The sequence below is a fragment of the Gammaproteobacteria bacterium genome, assembly GCA_033720895.1.
GTDB lineage: Bacteria > Pseudomonadota > Gammaproteobacteria > Natronospirales > JAJUFS01 > JAWWBS01.
In genome coordinates this window covers 32,168-49,749 of the sequence record JAWWBS010000011.1, presented here as the reverse complement: position 1 = coordinate 49,749, position 17,582 = coordinate 32,168, and the positions used below count along the sequence as shown (strand labels likewise).

Annotated in this window: 15 protein-coding genes; 14 read left to right on the top strand and 1 reads right to left on the bottom strand. The window is 61.7% G+C overall.

Features of this window, described 5'->3' with window-relative positions; genetic code table 11:
* The 11 genes from R3217_03325 to lpxC form a co-directional block, all read left to right on the top strand.
* A partial coding sequence (locus R3217_03325) for a Mur ligase family protein (GenBank protein ID MDX1454464.1) occupies positions 1–844 on the top strand: 844 nt, incomplete at its 5' end.
* A complete protein-coding gene (mraY, locus tag R3217_03320; GenBank protein MDX1454463.1) occupies positions 844–1,926 on the top strand; it encodes a phospho-N-acetylmuramoyl-pentapeptide-transferase in 1,083 nt (360 codons plus the stop codon). The genes R3217_03325 and mraY, both read left to right, overlap by 1 nt.
* A 52-nt stretch (positions 1,927–1,978) precedes the next feature.
* Positions 1,979–3,298, top strand: coding sequence for a UDP-N-acetylmuramoyl-L-alanine--D-glutamate ligase (murD, locus tag R3217_03315; GenBank protein MDX1454462.1), 1,320 nt, complete (start codon positions 1,979–1,981; stop codon positions 3,296–3,298).
* Complete coding sequence (ftsW, locus tag R3217_03310; protein ID MDX1454461.1) at positions 3,295–4,485, top strand: putative lipid II flippase FtsW; 1,191 nt, start codon at positions 3,295–3,297, stop codon at positions 4,483–4,485. The genes murD and ftsW overlap by 4 nt, the downstream gene beginning before the upstream one ends.
* The gene (gene murG / locus R3217_03305) at positions 4,482–5,588 is read left to right on the top strand and encodes an undecaprenyldiphospho-muramoylpentapeptide beta-N-acetylglucosaminyltransferase (GenBank protein ID MDX1454460.1); all 1,107 of its coding nucleotides are present in this window, start codon (positions 4,482–4,484) and stop codon (positions 5,586–5,588) included. Before ftsW ends, murG begins: the two co-directional genes overlap by 4 nt.
* Positions 5,585–7,024 carry a UDP-N-acetylmuramate--L-alanine ligase gene (gene murC / locus R3217_03300; GenBank protein ID MDX1454459.1) on the top strand — a complete coding sequence of 480 codons (1,440 nt, stop codon included), beginning with the start codon at positions 5,585–5,587 and terminating at the stop codon, positions 7,022–7,024. Before murG ends, murC begins: the two co-directional genes overlap by 4 nt.
* On the top strand, positions 7,021–7,965 hold the full coding sequence (locus R3217_03295) for a D-alanine--D-alanine ligase (GenBank protein ID MDX1454458.1): 945 nt from the start codon (positions 7,021–7,023) through the stop codon (positions 7,963–7,965). The genes murC and R3217_03295 overlap by 4 nt, the downstream gene beginning before the upstream one ends.
* On the top strand, positions 7,962–8,765 hold the full coding sequence (locus R3217_03290; GenBank protein MDX1454457.1) for a cell division protein FtsQ/DivIB: 804 nt from the start codon (positions 7,962–7,964) through the stop codon (positions 8,763–8,765). Before R3217_03295 ends, R3217_03290 begins: the two co-directional genes overlap by 4 nt.
* Positions 8,746–9,978, top strand: a complete 1,233-nt coding sequence (gene ftsA, locus R3217_03285) for a cell division protein FtsA (protein MDX1454456.1) — start codon at positions 8,746–8,748, stop codon at positions 9,976–9,978. Before R3217_03290 ends, ftsA begins: the two co-directional genes overlap by 20 nt.
* Before the next feature lie 45 nt (positions 9,979–10,023).
* On the top strand, positions 10,024–11,175 hold the full coding sequence (gene ftsZ / locus R3217_03280) for a cell division protein FtsZ (GenBank protein MDX1454455.1): 1,152 nt from the start codon (positions 10,024–10,026) through the stop codon (positions 11,173–11,175).
* A 255-nt stretch (positions 11,176–11,430) separates the two neighbouring features.
* Positions 11,431–12,351 carry a UDP-3-O-acyl-N-acetylglucosamine deacetylase gene (gene lpxC, locus R3217_03275; GenBank protein MDX1454454.1) on the top strand — a complete coding sequence of 307 codons (921 nt, stop codon included), beginning with the start codon at positions 11,431–11,433 and terminating at the stop codon, positions 12,349–12,351.
* Here lpxC and R3217_03270 read toward each other — a convergent pair.
* Entirely contained in the window at positions 12,339–12,773 is a 435-nt protein-coding gene (locus R3217_03270; GenBank protein ID MDX1454453.1) for a DciA family protein, read from the bottom strand. The two genes, lpxC and R3217_03270, sit on opposite strands and share 13 nt — an antisense overlap.
* A 47-nt stretch (positions 12,774–12,820) precedes the next feature.
* Here R3217_03270 and R3217_03265 point away from each other — a divergent pair, with 47 nt between their 5' ends.
* The 3 genes from R3217_03265 (at position 12,821) to R3217_03255 (ending at position 17,582) form a co-directional block, all read left to right on the top strand.
* On the top strand, positions 12,821–13,741 hold the full coding sequence (locus R3217_03265; GenBank protein ID MDX1454452.1) for a M23 family metallopeptidase: 921 nt from the start codon (positions 12,821–12,823) through the stop codon (positions 13,739–13,741).
* Between the two features lie 124 nt (positions 13,742–13,865).
* Positions 13,866–16,619 (top strand): preprotein translocase subunit SecA, encoded by a 2,754-nt coding sequence (secA, locus tag R3217_03260; protein ID MDX1454451.1) that lies wholly within the window; start codon positions 13,866–13,868, stop codon positions 16,617–16,619.
* 6 nt (positions 16,620–16,625) lie between these two features.
* Positions 16,626–17,582 (top strand): Nudix family hydrolase, encoded by a 957-nt coding sequence (locus tag R3217_03255; GenBank protein MDX1454450.1) that lies wholly within the window; start codon positions 16,626–16,628, stop codon positions 17,580–17,582.

Below are 17,582 nucleotides of genomic sequence, written 5' to 3'. Positions count from 1 at the left end.
TGCACTGGCGCGGCCGTCCATCGGCTTGATCACCAACGCCGGCGAAGCCCATCTCGAGGGTTTCGGCGGTATCGAAGGCGTGGTGCGGGGCAAGGGCGAGATGTACGCCGGTGTGCAGGATGGCGGCACCTGCATCATCAATGCGGACCAGCCCTGGCAGGACGAATGGCGGGAACGCGCCGGGTCGCGGCGGGTGATCACCTTCGGCCAGGCCGGTGCGCATGATTTCCATGTCGTCGGCGGTATCGATGAAGCCGATGGCCAGCTGAGGTTTTCCATGGTCACGCCGGATGGCGAAGTCCAGGTAGCGCTGCCCATGGCAGGTCGCCACAACGTCAAGAATGCGCTGGCTGCCGCTGCTGCGGCCTGGTCCTGCGGTTGCTCGCTGGCAGAAATACAGGCCGGGCTCGCCGTGGCACGCAATGTATCCGGTCGCATGCATGTCGAGCAGCTGGCTGACGATATCGAGCTGGTGGACGACACCTACAACGCCAATCCCCTATCGATGCGCGCCGCCGCCGAATGGCTAGCGGGTCGTGGTCGTCCGGGCTGGCTGGTTATGGGTGACATGGGCGAGCTGGGTCCGGAAGAACAGCAGTTGCATGAAGATGTCGGGCGCTTTGCGGCAGAGCAGGGCGTGACGCGCTTCTACGCGGTGGGCGAGCTCAGCAAGCACGCCGCGAAAGGGTTCGGCGCAGATGCCCGTCACTTCGATTCGGTCGAGGCGCTGATCGAGGCGCTGACTGCAGATATCAAGACCGGCATCACGGTGCTGGTCAAAGGGTCGCGTGCTGCTCGCATGGAGCGAGTCGTCGCGGCGCTCCGCCTGGGAGGAACTGCCTGATGTTGATGTATCTAGCTGACTACCTGAGCCAGTTCTATTCCGGCTTCAATGTATTCCAGTACCTGACGCTGCGCGCCATTCTCGGCGCGCTGACTGCGCTGCTGGCCGGTTTCATCATTGGTCCCTGGATGATCCGTCATCTCACGTTCCGCCAGATCGGCCAGACCGTTCGCGATGATGGCCCGACCTCGCACCTCACCAAGGCAGGTACGCCGACCATGGGCGGACTGCTGATCCTGTTCGGCATCGTGGTCAGCACGCTGTTGTGGGGCGACCTGCAGAATCGCTTCGTGCTGATCGTGCTGCTGACGACGATCGGCTTCGGTGTGGTCGGCTTTGTCGACGACTACCGCAAGCTGGTGTTGAACGATCCCGTCGGCCTGCCGGCTCGCTGGAAGTACCTGTCGCAATCGGTGGTCGGACTTGCGGCTGCGCTGGCGCTCTACCATTACGCAGCGACCCCCATCGAGACGGCATTGATTGTTCCCTTCTTCAAGAATGTCGCCATTCCGCTGGGGCCGTTCTTTGTCGTGCTGACCTACCTGGTCATCGTTGGCACCAGCAATGCGGTCAATCTGACAGACGGACTCGACGGCCTGGCCATCATGCCGACCGTGCTCGTTGGTGGTGCGCTCGGCGTGTTCGCCTATGCCAGTGGCAATGTCAATTTTGCCAACTACCTGACGATTCCCTATGTGGAAGGCGCTGGTGAGGTGGTCGTGTTCTGCGGTGCACTCTGCGGCGCCGGACTGGCCTTCCTCTGGTTCAACACTTACCCGGCCCAGGTATTCATGGGCGATATCGGTGCGCTGGCACTGGGTGCGGCGCTGGGAACTGTTGCGGTCATCGTCCGGCAGGAGCTGGTGCTGTTCATCATGGGTGGCATCTTCGTGGTGGAAACCTTGTCGGTGATGTTGCAGGTGGCGTCGTTCCGCCTGACCGGCAAGCGGATCTTCCGCATGGCGCCGCTGCACCACCACTACGAATTGAAGGGCTGGCCGGAGCCCAAGGTCATTGTCCGTTTCTGGATCATCACGGTGATTCTCGTGCTGATCGGTCTTTCAACCCTGAAGATTCGCTGAGGACGTCGGTTGCATGCCTGAAGCATCAACACAACAAGGCGCTGGAAAGGCCATGATCATCGGTCTCGGCATGACCGGCCTGTCCTGTGCGCGTTACCTCCATGGCAAGGGTTATGCCGTGGCGGTGACCGACAGCCGTGCAGCGCCGCCGGGGCTGGCCGACCTGCAGCGTGACATTCCCGATGCTGCGATTTTCGTTGGCGGCTTTTCGGACGTGGCGCTGGCCAGTGCCGATCTCGTGCTGGTGTCGCCGGGCATTCCGCTGAACGATCCCTTCATTCTTCGCGTGCGCGATGCCGGCGTCGACCTGATCGGCGATATCGAACTCTTCGCCCGGGAGGCGCAGGCACCGATCGTTGGTGTCACTGGCTCCAACGGCAAGAGCACCGTGGCAACGTTGTTTGCACTGATGGTGCAGTCCGCCGGCATGAGGGCTGGCCTGGGCGGCAATGTCGGACGTCCCGCGCTCGAATTGCTGGACGAGGCAGTGCCAGATTTCTACGTGCTGGAACTTTCGAGCTTCCAGCTCGAATCGACTCGTTCGCTCGAGTGCCGGGCGGCGTCCGTGCTGAACATCAGCCCGGATCACATCGACTGGCACGGTTCCCTGGAGCACTACGCTGCTGCCAAGGCCCGCCTGTTCGATGGTGCGCAGGTCTGCGTCTTCAATCGTGACGATGCCGAAACCGTGCGGATGGGCGAGGCCCGGGACAATGCCGTGTCGTTCGGTCTCGATGCGCCGGAGCGTGAAATCGATTTCGGCCTTCGCGAGAAGGATGGTCGCTACTGGCTGGCGCGTGGCAGCGAGTCGCTGCTTCCGGTAGACGAGATGTTGCTGGCCGGCCGGCACAACTGGGCCAACGCGCTGGCATGCCTCGCGTTGGGTTTCTCCTGCGGCCTGCCAAAGATGGCAATGCTGGAAGCCCTGCGTACCTTCCGCGGGCTGCCGCATCGCATGGCCTGGGTTGCCGAGCACAACGGTGTTCAGTACATCAACGATTCGAAAGCCACGAACGTCGGCGCCGCGATTGCCGCCATCACGGGTTCGACGCGGCCCGTCGTGCTGATTGCCGGTGGTGATGGCAAGGGTGGTGACTTCGACGCGCTGGTCGAGGCCTTGCCGGGCAAGGTGCGGCACGTCGTGTTGATCGGCCAGGATGCCGATCGTATCGCCGCAGCTCTGGATCACGACGGCGCCGAAATCGACTGGCAGCGGGCGGGCAGCATGCACGAGGCTGTCATGCTTGCCAGCAGGGTTGCCGAGTCCGGGGACATGGTTCTCCTGTCGCCCGCCTGCGCGAGCTTCGACATGTTTTCCGGTTACGCGGATCGCGGCAAGGCATTCGTGAACGCCGTGGAGGCGCTGGCATGACGGCACGGACTGCACACTTCAGGCAGTCGGGCTTCGAGGGCCGGCCGTTGCCCGTGGACGTTCCCTTGCTGCTGTCCGCGCTGATGCTGCTGGCGCTGGGCATCGTGTTTGTCGCCTCGGCATCGGTGGCGCTCGCCGAGCGCGAGACCGGCGAGATGTTCTATTTTGCCAGCAAGCAGCTTACCTATGCCGCTGCCGGCAGCCTGTTCGCCTTGTTCATGGCGGTGGTGCCGCTCGCTTTCTGGCGCCGCCTTGCGCCCCTGCTGCTGCTCGGCGCGTTCGCCATGCTGACGCTGGTGCTGGTTCCCGGCTTCGGTCACGAGGTTAACGGCAGCGTTCGCTGGCTGAAGATCGGCCCGATTCGCCTGATCCAGGCCTCCGAACCGGCCCGCCTGTTCATGTTCATTTTCATGGCTGACTACCTGGCTCGTCGCCAGTACGAAGTGCAGACGAGCTTTGCAGGTTTCGCCAAGCCGCTGGGCCTGACGGCGCTGGCGGTCATGCTGCTGCTGGGCGAGCCGGACTTCGGTGCTGCGACCGTGTTGCTGGCCACCATCATGGGCATGTTGTTCATTGGCGGTGCCCGGCTGCGCGACTTCCTGCTGCTGGTCGGCATCGCTGCTGCCGGCATGGCGACGCTGGCCGTGACCTCGCCCTATCGCCTCAAGCGCCTGACAACCTTCATGGATCCCTGGGCCGACCCGTTCAACAGTGGCTTCCAGCTGACACAGTCACTGATCGCCATCGGCCGGGGAGAATGGTTCGGTGTCGGGCTCGGGGCAGGTGTGCAGAAGCTCTTCTACCTGCCTGAAGCGCATACCGATTTCGTCTTTGCCGTCATCGCCGAAGAGCTTGGCCTGGTCGGCGTGTTGCTCGTGGTGGCGCTGTATGCCGTCTTCTTCTTCCGCAGCTTTGCGATTGCCAGGGCTGCGCTGGCTGCCGAACAGCGCTTCGGCGCTTACCTTGCCTACGGCATTGCGATCTGGATCGGCATGCAGGCGATGATCAACCTTGGCGTGAACATGGGCGTACTGCCCACCAAGGGCCTGACGCTGCCACTGATCTCTTCAGGTGGCTCCAGCCTGCTGGTGACGTCCGCTGCTGTCGGGCTGTTGTTGCGAATCGGTCATGAAGCCGACAAGGCCAATGATGTCTGGGCGCGCAAGAAGCAGGGGGTGACGGTATGAACGCCGTGACGCAGCTGCAGGCAGGCTCCATCCTGGTCATGGCTGGCGGCACCGGGGGGCATGTCTTCCCGGCCTTGAGCGTGGCGGATGTCCTGCGCGCCGAGGGCTGGCAAGTGACCTGGCTCGGTACACGGCGTGGCATCGAAGCGCGACTGGTCCCGGCCGCCGGCATTGATATCGAGTGGCTGGATGTCTCGGCCTTGCGTGGCAAGGGCGTGGCCTCGCTGTTGCTGGCACCCTTCAAGTTGTTGCGGGCCTGCTGGCAGGCGGGCAGGGTGATTCGTCGCATCAATCCGGATGTGGTCCTGGGCATGGGTGGCTTTGCCGCCGGACCGGGCGGCCTGGTGGCGAAGCTGCTTGGCCGACCACTGGTGATACACGAGCAGAACGCCGTCGCAGGACTGACCAATCGCGTATTGAGCAAGTTCGCGGACCAGGTCCTGGTGGCTTTCCCGGGTGCGCTGAGCGGTCGCAACGTGCGGAGCATCGGCAACCCGGTGCGCAAGGACCTGCAGGATATCGCTCCGCCGGAAGAGCGTTTCGCCGGGCGTAGCGGCTCGTTGCGCCTGCTGGTCGTAGGTGGCAGCCAGGGCGCTCGCGTCCTGAACGAGATGCTGCCCGCGGCATTGTCGCTGCTTGATGTCGATGTCACGGTGCGTCACCAGTGCGGTCGCGACAATGCGCCGATGGTCGAAGCGCGCTACGCCGACGCAGGTATCGATGCCAGCGTCGAACCGTTCATTGATGACATGGCAGCTGCCTATGCATGGGCGGATCTCGCGATCTGTCGCGCCGGTGCGATGACCGTGTTCGAACTCGCCACCGTCGGCCTCGGTGCAGTGCTGGTGCCGTATCCGCATGCGGTTGACGACCACCAGACGGCGAACGCGAACTACCTCGCCGCTGTCGATGCTGCCGAGATCATCCGCGAAGACTCGCTCGATGCGAACTCGCTGGCTGGCAGCCTGCGCAGCCACCTGGGCTCTCGGCAGGACTTGCTCGCGATGGCCGTGGCGGCCCGCGGCATGGCCCAGCCGCGTGCCGACCGCGAACTGGCCGCTGTGTGTGCCGCGCTGCATGACACGGCGAGGGAGGCGGCATGACGGACCGGATGCGCCGGATCAATTGCATTCACCTGGTCGGCATCGGCGGCGCCGGTGTTGGCGGAATTGCCGAAGTGCTGCTGAATCTCGGCTACAAGGTGCAGGGCAGCGACGCCCGCCCCAATGCCGTGACTCGTCATCTCGAATCGCTGGGTGCCAAGGTCTGGATCGGTCATGCGTCGGAGCAGGTGCTTGATGCCGACGTGGTGGTCGTGTCGACAGCAATCCCTGCCGACAATCCGGAAGTCAGTGAAGCTCGCGAACGCCGCATCCCGATCGTGCCACGTGCCGAAATGCTCGCCGAGCTGATGCGCTTCCGTGAAGGCGTTGCGATTGCCGGCACGCATGGCAAGACCACGACAACCTCGCTGGTGGCCAGCGTGCTGACCGAAGGCGGGCTTGATCCGACGTTCGTCATCGGTGGCCGTCTGAACAGTGCGGCTACCAACGCACGTCTCGGCGCCGGCAATTACCTGGTGGCCGAGGCCGACGAATCGGATGCATCGTTCCTGCATCTGCAGCCGGTCATTTCGGTGGTGACGAACATCGATGCCGATCACCTCGGCACCTATGAAAATGATTTCCAGCGCCTGCAGGACACCTTCGTGGAATTCCTGCATCACCTGCCGTTTTATGGCCTGGCGGTTCTCTGCAGTGACGACCCGGTTGTTGCGGCGCTGCTGCCGCGCATCAGTCGCCCGATCGTGACCTACGGAATCGACAACCCGGATGCCGATGTGCGGGCTTATGACATCCGGCAGCAGGAGGGACGTTCGCTGTTCAAGGTCCAGATCAAGGGTCGCGGCAAGCGCGATGACGACACCGCGCTCGATGTCGAGCTGAACATGCCCGGCAAGCACAACATCCTGAATGCGCTGGCAGCCATTGCCGTCGGTCGCGAGCTCGATATCAGCGACAGCGACATTCTCGCGGCACTGAAGATCTTCCAGGGCGTGGGTCGACGCTTCCACCGTTACGGTGAAGTGACCTTGCCGGATGGACGATCGATCGAACTGGTCGACGATTATGCTCACCATCCGCGAGAACTGAGTGCCGCCATCGAGGCCGCTCGCAGCAGCTGGCCGGATCGTCGACTGGTTGCCGTGTTCCAGCCGCATCGCTACAGCCGCACCGTCGACCTCTTCGACGAGTTCAGCGAGGTCTTGAATACCGTTGACCAGCTGGTCATGACGGAAGTCTACCCGGCCGGAGAGGCCGTGGTGCCGGGTGCCGAGACCAGGGACCTGATTCGTTCCATCCGTGCTCGTGGCCAGCATGAGCCCGTGTTCGTCAAGGATGTTGCCGACCTGCCGGGCGCGCTGCCGGGGGTGCTGGAAGACGGTGACCTGGTCATGACGCTCGGTGCTGGTGATATCGGTTCCGTTGCCGCGGAGCTTGCCGACAAGCTTGCAGCCAGCCAGGGAGGTGAGCAATGAGCCGCTGGAAAGCCAGTGACTTCGGCAAGGTCGCCGTGCTGTTTGGCGGGCATTCTGCCGAGCGCGAGGTGTCCCTGAAGAGCGGTCGTGCAGTCCTTGCGGCCCTGCAGGAGCGAGGTGTGGATGCGCATGGTGTCGATCCGGTGGATGGCCTGGTTAACGCCTTGCAAGCCGGCAATTTCGACCGGGCGTTCATCGTGCTGCACGGTCGCGGTGGTGAAGACGGCACGGTACAGGGCCTGCTCGAGTATCTCGACATTCCCTATACCGGATCCGGCGTTCTCGGCTCGGCGCTCGCAATGGACAAGCTGCGCAGCAAGCAGATCCTGCACTCGGCCGGAATTCCTACACCGGAATGGGCGGAACTTGCGGCCGACAACCTCGACATGGCGGTCGAACTCATCGGATTCCCGATGTTCCTCAAGCCGGCTCGTGAAGGCTCGAGTATCGGCATGAGCAAGGTCACATCGGCAACGGAGTTGCAGGCGGCCTACGAGGCTGCCGCTGCCTGCGACGACAGTGTCATTGCGGAGGCCTGCCTGCCGGGGCCCGAATACACGGCAGCGATCCTCGGCGAGCGTGTACTGCCGATGATCCGGCTGGAAACGCCACGTGATTTCTATGACTACGAAGCCAAGTACCTGACTGACGACACGCAGTACCACATTCCCTGTGGACTCACGAGCCGCGAGGAAAAAGCCTTTGCCGACATCTGCCTCGAGGCGTTCCGGCTGGTGGGTGCCCGAGGTTGGGGACGCGTCGATTTCATGCTCGATGCCAATGGCGACCCGCAGGTACTGGAAGTGAATACCGTGCCGGGAATGACCGATCACAGCCTGGTCCCCATGGCGGCTGCCGCCAGTGGGCTGGACTTTGCCGCATTGTGCTGGGAAATCCTTGCGCAGACCTTGCCAAGTGATGACGTGGAGGGCGTGGCATGAAGTTCCTGAAGCGCAGGAAGTCCAATCGCAAGGTCGAAAAGCGACCGCTGAACTGGCAGCGCCCCGCCAGCTGGCTGGCGGTTGTCCTGGTTCTCGGTGTCGCAGGTCACGTGCTGTTCCAGCAGATTGTCGCCGCGGGTTACGAGGAGTTCCGCTACCTCGAAGTCCAGGGCGAACTGAACAACGTGTCGGTCGACGAGGTCCAGCGCGCGCTCGCACCGCACATCGAAAAGGGCTTCCTCGATTTCGACATCGAAGCGGCCAAGGCAGCGGTTGTCGACCTGCCCTGGGTCAGGGATGCATCGCTGCGTCGAGGCTGGCCCGGGGTGCTGCACGTGCAAGTCATCGAGGAGCAGGCCGTCGCCAGCTGGTTTGGCACTTCCTTGTTGAATGCCGATGGCGAGGTCTTCGTTGACGGTGCAGTCGGTTACTCGGGCGTCCTGCCAGACGTCGGTGGACCGGCCGGTCGGCAGGGTGATGTGCTGGCGCGCCTCGCGGAGTTGCGCGAGTTCCTTGGCCTCAAATCCATGGACCTGCGTCGGCTTTACGTGACCGATCGGCGGGCTGAACGATTCTGGCTCGGAAACGGTATTGAAGTGCGCCTTGGCCGCCGCGACCACGAGGTGCGTTTGCAGCGCTTCGTCGAGATCGCGTGGCCGACGCTGGCTGAGCGCCTGAACGAAATCGAATACATCGACATGCGATACACCAACGGATTTGCTGTCGGCTGGAAAGCGCCGGCAGCTGACGATGCGAATGACGTATCGGGGGAAACGGGTAATGTCCAGGAAAACGGATAAGCAGCTGATTGTCGGTCTCGATATCGGCACGTCGAAAGTGGTCGCGCTGGTTGGCGAGATCAAGCCTGACGATGCGATCGAGATCATCGGCATCGGCACGCACCCGTCGCGCGGCCTGAAGAGGGGCGTGGTGGTGAACATCGAGTCGACCGTGCAGTCGATTCAGCGTGCCGTCGAAGAAGCAGAGCTCATGGCCGGCTGCCAGATCAACTCGGTCTACGCAGGAATTGCGGGCAGTCACGTCAAGAGCCTCAATTCGCACGGCATCGTCGCGATTCGCGATCGCGAAGTGACGGCGGGAGACGTCGAGCGGGTCATCGATGCTGCCAGGGCAGTCGCCATTCCGGCCGACCAGAAGATCCTCCACATCCTGCCGCAGGAATTCATCATCGATGAGCAGGACGGCATCAAGGAGCCGATCGGCATGTCCGGCGTGCGACTCGAAGCCAAGGTACACATGGTCACCGGTGCGATGAGCGCTGCACAGAACATCATCAAATGCGTGAAACGCTGTGGCCTGGAAGTCGACGACGTGATTCTCGAACAGCTGGCTTCAAGCTATGCCGTGCTGACCGACGATGAAAAGGACCTGGGTGTCTGCCTGGTCGATATCGGTGGTGGCACGACGGATATTGCGGTGTTCACCGACGGTTCGATCCGCCACACGGCAGTCATTCCGATTGCCGGTGACCAGGTCACCAATGACATTGCCGTGGCCCTGCGCACGCCGACGCACTACGCCGAAGAGATCAAGGTGAAGTACGCCTGCGCGCTGCCACAGCTGGCAAACCCGGAAGAGACCATCGAAGTGCCGAGCGTGGGTGAACGTCCGCCGCGCCGCCTGGCCCGACAGACCCTGGCCGAGGTCGTGGAGCCGCGCTACGAGGAACTGTTCTCGCTGGTGCAGGCGGAACTGCGCCGCTCCGGCTTCGAAGACCTGATCGCCGCGGGCATCGTCCTGACAGGCGGCAGCTCGAAAATGGAAGGCGCGATCGAGCTCGCGGAAGAAGTCTTCCACATGCCGGTGCGACTCGGCTTCCCACAGAACGTATCGGGATTGTCGGATGTGGTCCGCAATCCCATCCATGCCACCGGTGTCGGCTTGCTGCTGTTCGGCAAGCACAGCCTGGAACACGGTGGCGGAGAAAACATCGGAACCAGTGTCAGTTCGCTCTGGGAGCGAATGAAGCAGTGGTTCCAGGGCAACTTTTGAATTCGATTTTGAATTTTGACCGTCGGTCAAAGAGGAGGCGCAGCAATGTTTGAACTTATGGATGGTTACAGTCAGAACGCCATCATCAAGGTGATTGGTGTCGGGGGCGGCGGCGGAAATGCCGTGCAGCACATGGTTGACCAGGGCATCGAGGGCGTGGATTTCGTTTGCGCGAACACGGATGCACAAGCCCTGAAAAGCACGCGGGCCAAGACGGCCTTGCAGATCGGTTGCAACATCACCAAGGGCCTGGGTGCCGGAGCCAATCCGGAACTCGGACGCCAGGCGGCGATGGAAGACCGGGATCGCATCCAGGAAGTGATCGAGGGCAGCGACATGCTCTTCATCACGGCTGGCATGGGTGGAGGAACCGGCACCGGTGCCGCTCCGGTGGTGGCGCAGGTCGCCAAGGAGCTCGGTATCCTGACCGTGGCCGTCGTGACGAAGCCATTCGACTTCGAAGGCTCGAAGCGGATGACGGCTGCCCAGCAGGGCCTTGACGAGCTGGGACGCTACGTCGATTCCCTGATCACCATCCCGAACGAGAAGCTCAAGGATGTACTGGGGGGTACCTGCACGCTGCTGGATGCGTTCAAGTCCGCCAACGACGTGCTCTCCGGGGCCGTCCAGGGCATCGCCGAGCTGATTACCCGCCCGGGCCTGATCAACGTCGACTTTGCCGATGTCCGCACCGTGATGTCCGAGATGGGCATGGCGATGATGGGCACCGGCGTGGCGGCAGGTTCCGACCGGGCCCGTGAAGCGGCCGAGATGGCCGTCGCCAGCCCCTTGCTGGATGACATCAACATCTCCGGTGCCAAGGGCATCCTGGTGAACGTCACCGCGGGCATGGACATGGCGATTGGTGAATTCGAGGAAGTGGGTAATACCGTGAAGGAATTCGCTTCTGACGACGCCACGGTGGTAATCGGAACCGTAATTGACCCCGAAATGCAGGGTGAAATGCGGGTTACGGTAGTGGCCACGGGTCTTGGTGGCGTCACCATGCGGGCCGAACAGCCGCCCAAGATGGAAGTGGTTTCCAAGCCTGCAGTCAGCACGGCAGAGCCCAATTATGCGGATCTCGAGCGTCCCACGGTGATTCGCAAGCGGGCCGTCGGGGAGGACGTGGCACCCGAGGCGACCGACGAGGATTACCTCGACATTCCGGCCTTCCTGCGTCGCCAGGCTGACTGAGGTCGGTCGGGTGGCCTGGAGGGTGTGTGAAACGCTGCCGGCGCCGTCGGGGGTGACAGTGAATTGTCGGGGAAATCAGGCACTTGCGTTGATTTTTGCGATTGTGTTACTGTTCCGCCCCTGCGTGCCAAAAGGCGGGCCGTTGTTGCCTGCCTGACGGAGCAGAGCGAAGTTTTGTGGTGGGAGCCACAAAACTACTTGTCGTGTTCGGAAGGTTTCCGAATGCGAACAACATGGCTTGAGAGAACAGAGTAAATGGTCAGACAACGTACGCTGAAAAATGTCATTCGCGCCACTGGCGTGGGCTTGCACACGGGTGAAAAGGTTTACATGACGCTGCGCCCGGCTGCGGTAGACACGGGTATCGTGTTCCGCCGCGTGGACCTTGATGAACCGGTTGAAATTCGTGCAACGGCAGAGAATGTCGGTGACACCGCGTTGTCTACTTCCTTGACCGAGAACGGTGCGAAAGTATCGACGGTCGAGCACCTGCTTTCTGCCATGGCTGGCCTGGGCATCGACAACGCCTACGTGGACCTGTCGGCGGCCGAAGTGCCGATCATGGACGGCTCCGCTGGTCCTTTCGTGTTCCTGCTGCAGTCCGCCGGCATTGCCGAACAGGACGCTGCCAAGCGCTTCATCCGCATCAAGAAGCCGGTGCGTGTCGAACAGGAAGACAAGTGGGCCACCTTTGTGCCTTTCGAGGGCTTCAAGGTTGGCTTCGAAATCCAGTTCGATCATCCGGTGTTCAAGAAGCACACCCAGGAAGCCAGTGTGGACTTCTCGACGACCTCTTTCGTGAAGGAAGTGTCGCGGGCCCGCACCTTCGGTTTCATGCGTGATTACGAAATGCTGCGCGAGCGCAACCTCGCTCGCGGCGGCTCGCTGGACAACGCCATTGTCGTGGATGACTACCGCATCGTTAACGAGGATGGTCTGCGCTACGAAGACGAATTCGTGAAGCACAAGGTGCTGGACGCGATCGGCGACCTGTACCTGCTGGGTCACTCGCTGATCGGCGAGTTCAAGGGTTTCAAGTCAGGTCATGCATTGAACAACCAGTTGCTGCGCACGCTGCTGGCTGATGCCGAGGCCTGGGAGATGGTGACCTTCGAAGAAGAAGAAAAGGCACCGATTTCGTACATGTCACCGGTGCAGGCCGTTCAAGGCGCCTGATCATCGGTCTTGCTGGCGAGGCGCCGAAGCGCCTCCGCCAGCTTTTCGTCGGAAATGGATTCCGCGGTCTGATTCAGCAAGTCGCGCGTTGCTGCGCTGATCTTGCGGTCCGGCACCGAGGGTGCCGGAGGCCGGGTGTCAATGAAGACACGGCATTGAATGCGTTCGACACCGAATTCCGGATGCTTGTCCAGCATGGTGAGGATTTCGGCTTCGAGAAAGCGGAAGTGGGTGGTCCACTCCGACTGGTCGACAAACACGACCAGGGTCTTGGCATTCAAGGCGCAGCCCGTCACGTGCTGGCGCAGCGCCGCTGGAAGGGTCTGGCGGACCAGCTCGGTGAGCTTGTCCAGGACGGAGCCTTGCTGCTTGATGCGGTCGATCGTCGAGCCGCCTGGAATTGTATGCTGCAATCGTTTCATCAGGTACCTGGTGGACGTTTCAGCCAAGGAGACGTAACGAGAACAGAATGATGAATATCATCCTGCTAAGCAAGAACGGCAAGACGCGTCGGCTGGACCTGTCCCGACCGACAGGCCTTCTCGGCCTGCTGGTCATCATGGGCGGCCTGCTGGGCTCGCTGGTATACGGTGGCTACCGTCTTGCCGAGCACCAGCTCGCGGATCGTCCCCTGCAGGAAGTGGAAGCTTTCCGGGCCGACATTTCCCGCCAGATGGAAGCTGTCGAGGCCATGCGGCGTGAAACCCGTGAAAACCTGAATGCATTCTCCTTCCGGCTTGGCCAGCTCAATGCCCACGTTATCCGCCTCGATGCCCTGGGCGATCGGCTCACGCGCATGGCAGGCCTGGAAGAGGGCGAGTTCAATTTCATCGGCGACCCGGCACAGGGCGGTCCCGAAAGTACCGAAGCGGTTGAATCCGAATCCCTGCCGCAGCTGCTGACGGCCATGGACGAGACCCAGCGTCGCATCGAGAGCCAGGAAGCGCAGCTGATGGTCCTTGAAAACCTGCTGATGAGTCGCAATCTCAAGGATCAGGTAACGCCAGGCGGCCGACCGATCCGGAGTGGCTGGTTGTCGTCCTACTTCGGGGTGCGAACCGATCCGTTCACTGGCAAGCGCGCACGCCATTACGGACTGGATTTCGCCGGCAAGGAAGGCGCTGACGTGGTTGCTACCGGCGCAGGTGTCGTGACCTTTGCAGGCCCGCGCTACGGCTACGGCAATATGGTTGAGATCAACCATGGTAATGGCCTTGTAACCCGGTACGCTCACAACAAGGAAATCCTTGTGAAAGTGGGCGAGGTGGTGAAGAAGGGCCAGACGATTTCGTTGATGGGTTCGAGTGGCAGGTCGACCGGACCGCATGTGCACTTCGAGGTGCTGAAGAACGGTCGTGTCGTCAATCCGCTGACGTACATCGAAGACTGACGTCGTGCCGGGCCAGCCAGGTCCGGCCTGAAATCAGGCAATCCAGTCTTGCCAGCAGCGCCGCCATGAATGGGCGGCGTTTGCGCTTGCAGGATTCGACAAATCAAACATAACGGAACGAAAAATGATTGGCAGTCTCGTCAAGAAGATCTTCGGAAGCAGAAACCAGCGACTCATCAAGAGCATGTTCCGCCAGGTCGAGGCCATCAATGCTCTCGAAGCGGAGATCGAATCCCGCTCGGCCGAGGAGCTGGAAGCCACGACCGAACGCCTTCGGGAAAAGCTCGCAGAAGGCATGCCGCTGGACACTGTTCTGCCTGAAGCCTTTGCAGCAGTTCGCGAGTCGGCGAAGCGCCACCTCGGCATGCGGCACTTCGATGTGCAGCTGATCGGTGGCATCACGCTGCACAGCGGCAAGATTGCCGAAATGAAGACCGGTGAAGGCAAGACGCTCGTCGCTACCCTGCCGGCCTACCTCAATGCGCTCGAGGGCAAGGGCGTGCATATCGTCACCGTCAACGAGTACCTCGCAGAGCGCGACGCCAACTGGATGCGGCCGGTATTCGAAGGTCTCGGAATGACCGTCGGCGTGATCAAGTCCGGTCAGAGCCCGGAAGAGAAGCGCGAGGCCTACGCCTGCGACATCACGTACAGCACGAACAACGAACTCGGCTTCGATTTCCTGCGTGACAACATGGCGTTCACCCTGGACCAGAAGGTCCAGCGACCGCTGCATTTCGCCATCGTGGACGAAGTCGACTCCATCCTGATCGACGAGGCCCGCACCCCGCTGATCATCTCCGGACCGGTAGATGACACGACCGACAACTACGAGAAGATCAACAAGCTGGTACCGAAACTGTCCCTGGCCGCGGATGAGGAGTCGCCCGGCGACTACACCATCGATGAAAAGACCAAGCGTGCCTTGCTGACAGAAGATGGCCAGGAACGCATCGAGGGACTGTTGCGGAGTGCCGGCATCCTGCCCGAGGAAGAGTCGCTGTATGACGCGGCCAACATCCAGCTGATGCATCATGTTGATGCAGCGTTGCGAGCTCACGCCCTCTACAAGAAGGATGTCGATTACATCGTACAGGATGGCCAGGTCGTCATTGTCGACGAGTTCACCGGCCGGACGATGCCGGGCAGGCGCTGGTCCGATGGCCTCCACCAGGCCGTCGAAGCGAAGGAAGGTGTCAAGATCCAGGCCGAAAACCAGACCCTGGCGTCGATCACGTTCCAGAACTACTTCCGCATGTACGCCAAGCTTTCGGGCATGACCGGCACGGCAGACACGGAAGCCTACGAATTCCAGAGCATTTACGGCCTGGAAGTGGTCGTGATACCGACCAACAAGCCGATGTTGCGCAACGACATGTCGGACCAGATCTACCTGAACGCTGCGTCCAAGTTCAAGGCCATTGCCGAAGACATCAAGGATTGTCGCGAGCGTGGCCAGCCCGTGCTCGTTGGTACTACCTCCATCGAAGTGTCGGAACTTCTGTCCGGACTGCTGGACAAGCAGGGCATCAAGCACGAGGTGCTGAATGCCAAGCAGCACGCGCGCGAGGCGGAAATCGTCGCCCAGGCAGGTCGTCCGGGAGCAGTCACCATTGCAACCAACATGGCCGGCCGTGGTACCGATATCGTACTGGGTGGCAATTTCGAAGCCGAACTGACCGATGAAGAACGCGAAGACGACAATCGACTCGCCAGGGCGAAAGAGGAGTGGCAGGAGCGCCATGACGCGGTAATGCAGGCTGGCGGCCTGCACATCATCGGTACCGAACGCCATGAATCCCGCCGCGTCGACAACCAGCTGCGAGGCCGTTCGGGTCGCCAGGGTGATCCGGGTTCGACCCGCTTCTACCTGTCGATGGATGACAACCTCATGCGCATCTTCGGCGGTGATCGAATGAAGGGCATGATGGAACGGCTCGGCATGCAGGATGACGAGGTCATCGAGAACCGCTGGATTTCCAAGCGGATCGAGGATGCGCAGCGTCGTGTCGAGGCGCACAACTTCGATATCCGCAAGAATCTACTCGAATACGACGACGTTGCGAATGACCAGCGCCGGGCGATCTACGAGCAACGTGACGAATTGATGTCTTCCGATGACATATCGGAGACGATCGAGGCCATTCGCGAAGATGTGGTCAACGACATCGTCAGCCAGCACATCCCGCCGCAGAGCCCGGAAGAAATGTGGGATGCCGAGGGCCTGACACGCAGCCTGGAAGCCGACCTCGGCCTGAGCTTTGACGTGCAGAAGGCGCTTGACGAGGATGACAAGCTGAACGAGCCGGAGCTCCGCAAGCAGATTCTGAAAATGGTGATCGATGATTACCATGCCAAGGAGCAGCAGGCGGGAAGCGAAGCCATTCGCCATCTCGAGAAGGTGGTAATGCTGGGTCGCGTCGATACCTTGTGGAAGGAACACCTGGCGGCCATGGACTACCTTCGCCAGGGCATCCACCTGCGTGGCTATGCGCAGAAAAACCCCAAGCAGGAATACAAGCGCGAAGCGTTCGAAATGTTCTTTACCATGCTTGAACGCATCAAGCATGAGACGGTTGGCATGCTGTCACGAGTGCGCATTCGGACCGAAGAGGAAGTCGAACGCATGGAGGCCCAGCGCAAGTCGGATACCAGTCGCATGCAGTTCCAGCATGCCGATCCCGCCAAGGCGGCCGCAGCAGCGGCGGAAGCGAAGCAGCAGGCCGCCGGACAGGGCCTGCCCGGCCAGCGCCAGGGCGGTGGTCAGGTGGCACCGGTGCAGCCCATCAAGCGCAGCACTGAAAAGGTCGGCCGCAACGAGCCCTGTCCCTGCGGATCCGGGAAGAAGTACAAGCATTGCCACGGCAAGCCGAACTGATGCTCGATGCCTGAGCGGTCACGAATCCGAGTTGCTGCCGCAGTCCTCTGCGACGGTGACCGGGTGCTGATAACCCAGCGTCCCGCGGGCAAGGCCCATGCCGGCCAGTGGGAGTTTCCAGGGGGCAAGATCGAGACCGGTGAGCCGCCCCTGGCCGCGTTGGACAGGGAGCTTCGTGAGGAGCTCGGTATTGCGCCGGCGTCCTGCCGGCCACTTATTTCGCTGTCTCATTCCTACCCGGAGTTTGATGTCGAACTCCAGTTTTTCCTGGTGACTGCCTGGTCGGGCGGCTTGCAGGCGATGGAAGGCCAGGCGATGAAATGGGTCTCGCGTGCCCGATTGCATGATGAAGACATCCTGCCAGCGGACAAGCCCGTGCTCCAGGCTCTAAACCTTCCGACCGAGCTTCTGATCACGCCTCCTTGTGATGACGAAGATTCCTGGTTGGCTTCCCTCGCCATCAGTCTCGCATCGACATCGGCGGCATCGCCGCTCTTGCAGCTCCGGCAACCGCAACTATCACCCCGTGATTACGAGGGACTTGTTCGCCGCTTGCTCGACCAGCACGGGGTGCGACCGGAGCACTTGATCCTGAACGGTCCACCGCAACTGCTCGACACGTTTCCCGAGGTCGCAGGCATTCATCTGCCCGCAGCCGAAGCCGCCCGACCGTCGGGCCGCCCGGTAGCGGAGGGAAAGCTGCTATCGATTGCCGTTCATGATGACACCGAACTCGACCAGGCGATTCGTCTCGATGCCGACCTGCTGTTGATCAGCCCTGTGAAACCGACGCTTTCGCACCCTGAAATGCAGGCCATTGGCTGGAAAGGTTTTTCCGGGATGGCTCGAAATGCGGGTAGGCCCAGTTACGCCCTTGGTGGCATGACGCCGGCCGATGCCGACGTGGCTTGGGAATACGGCGGGCAGGGTGTCGCAGGAATCAGGGGATTCTGGAAGTCCTGA

Coding starts and splice junctions, on each gene's coding strand:
- murG (MDX1454460.1), top strand. CDS start 4,482: ATGAACGCCGTGACGCAGCTGCAGGCAGGCTCCATCCTGGTCATGGCT.
- ftsA (MDX1454456.1), top strand. CDS start 8,746: ATGTCCAGGAAAACGGATAAGCAGCTGATTGTCGGTCTCGATATCGGC.
- ftsW (MDX1454461.1), top strand. CDS start 3,295: ATGACGGCACGGACTGCACACTTCAGGCAGTCGGGCTTCGAGGGCCGG.
- secA (MDX1454451.1), top strand. CDS start 13,866: ATGATTGGCAGTCTCGTCAAGAAGATCTTCGGAAGCAGAAACCAGCGA.
- murC (MDX1454459.1), top strand. CDS start 5,585: ATGACGGACCGGATGCGCCGGATCAATTGCATTCACCTGGTCGGCATC.
- R3217_03270 (MDX1454453.1), bottom strand. CDS start 12,773: ATGAAACGATTGCAGCATACAATTCCAGGCGGCTCGACGATCGACCGC.
- R3217_03295 (MDX1454458.1), top strand. CDS start 7,021: ATGAGCCGCTGGAAAGCCAGTGACTTCGGCAAGGTCGCCGTGCTGTTT.
- murD (MDX1454462.1), top strand. CDS start 1,979: ATGATCATCGGTCTCGGCATGACCGGCCTGTCCTGTGCGCGTTACCTC.
- ftsZ (MDX1454455.1), top strand. CDS start 10,024: ATGTTTGAACTTATGGATGGTTACAGTCAGAACGCCATCATCAAGGTG.
- R3217_03290 (MDX1454457.1), top strand. CDS start 7,962: ATGAAGTTCCTGAAGCGCAGGAAGTCCAATCGCAAGGTCGAAAAGCGA.
- mraY (MDX1454463.1), top strand. CDS start 844: ATGTTGATGTATCTAGCTGACTACCTGAGCCAGTTCTATTCCGGCTTC.
- R3217_03255 (MDX1454450.1), top strand. CDS start 16,626: ATGCCTGAGCGGTCACGAATCCGAGTTGCTGCCGCAGTCCTCTGCGAC.
- lpxC (MDX1454454.1), top strand. CDS start 11,431: ATGGTCAGACAACGTACGCTGAAAAATGTCATTCGCGCCACTGGCGTG.
- R3217_03265 (MDX1454452.1), top strand. CDS start 12,821: ATGATGAATATCATCCTGCTAAGCAAGAACGGCAAGACGCGTCGGCTG.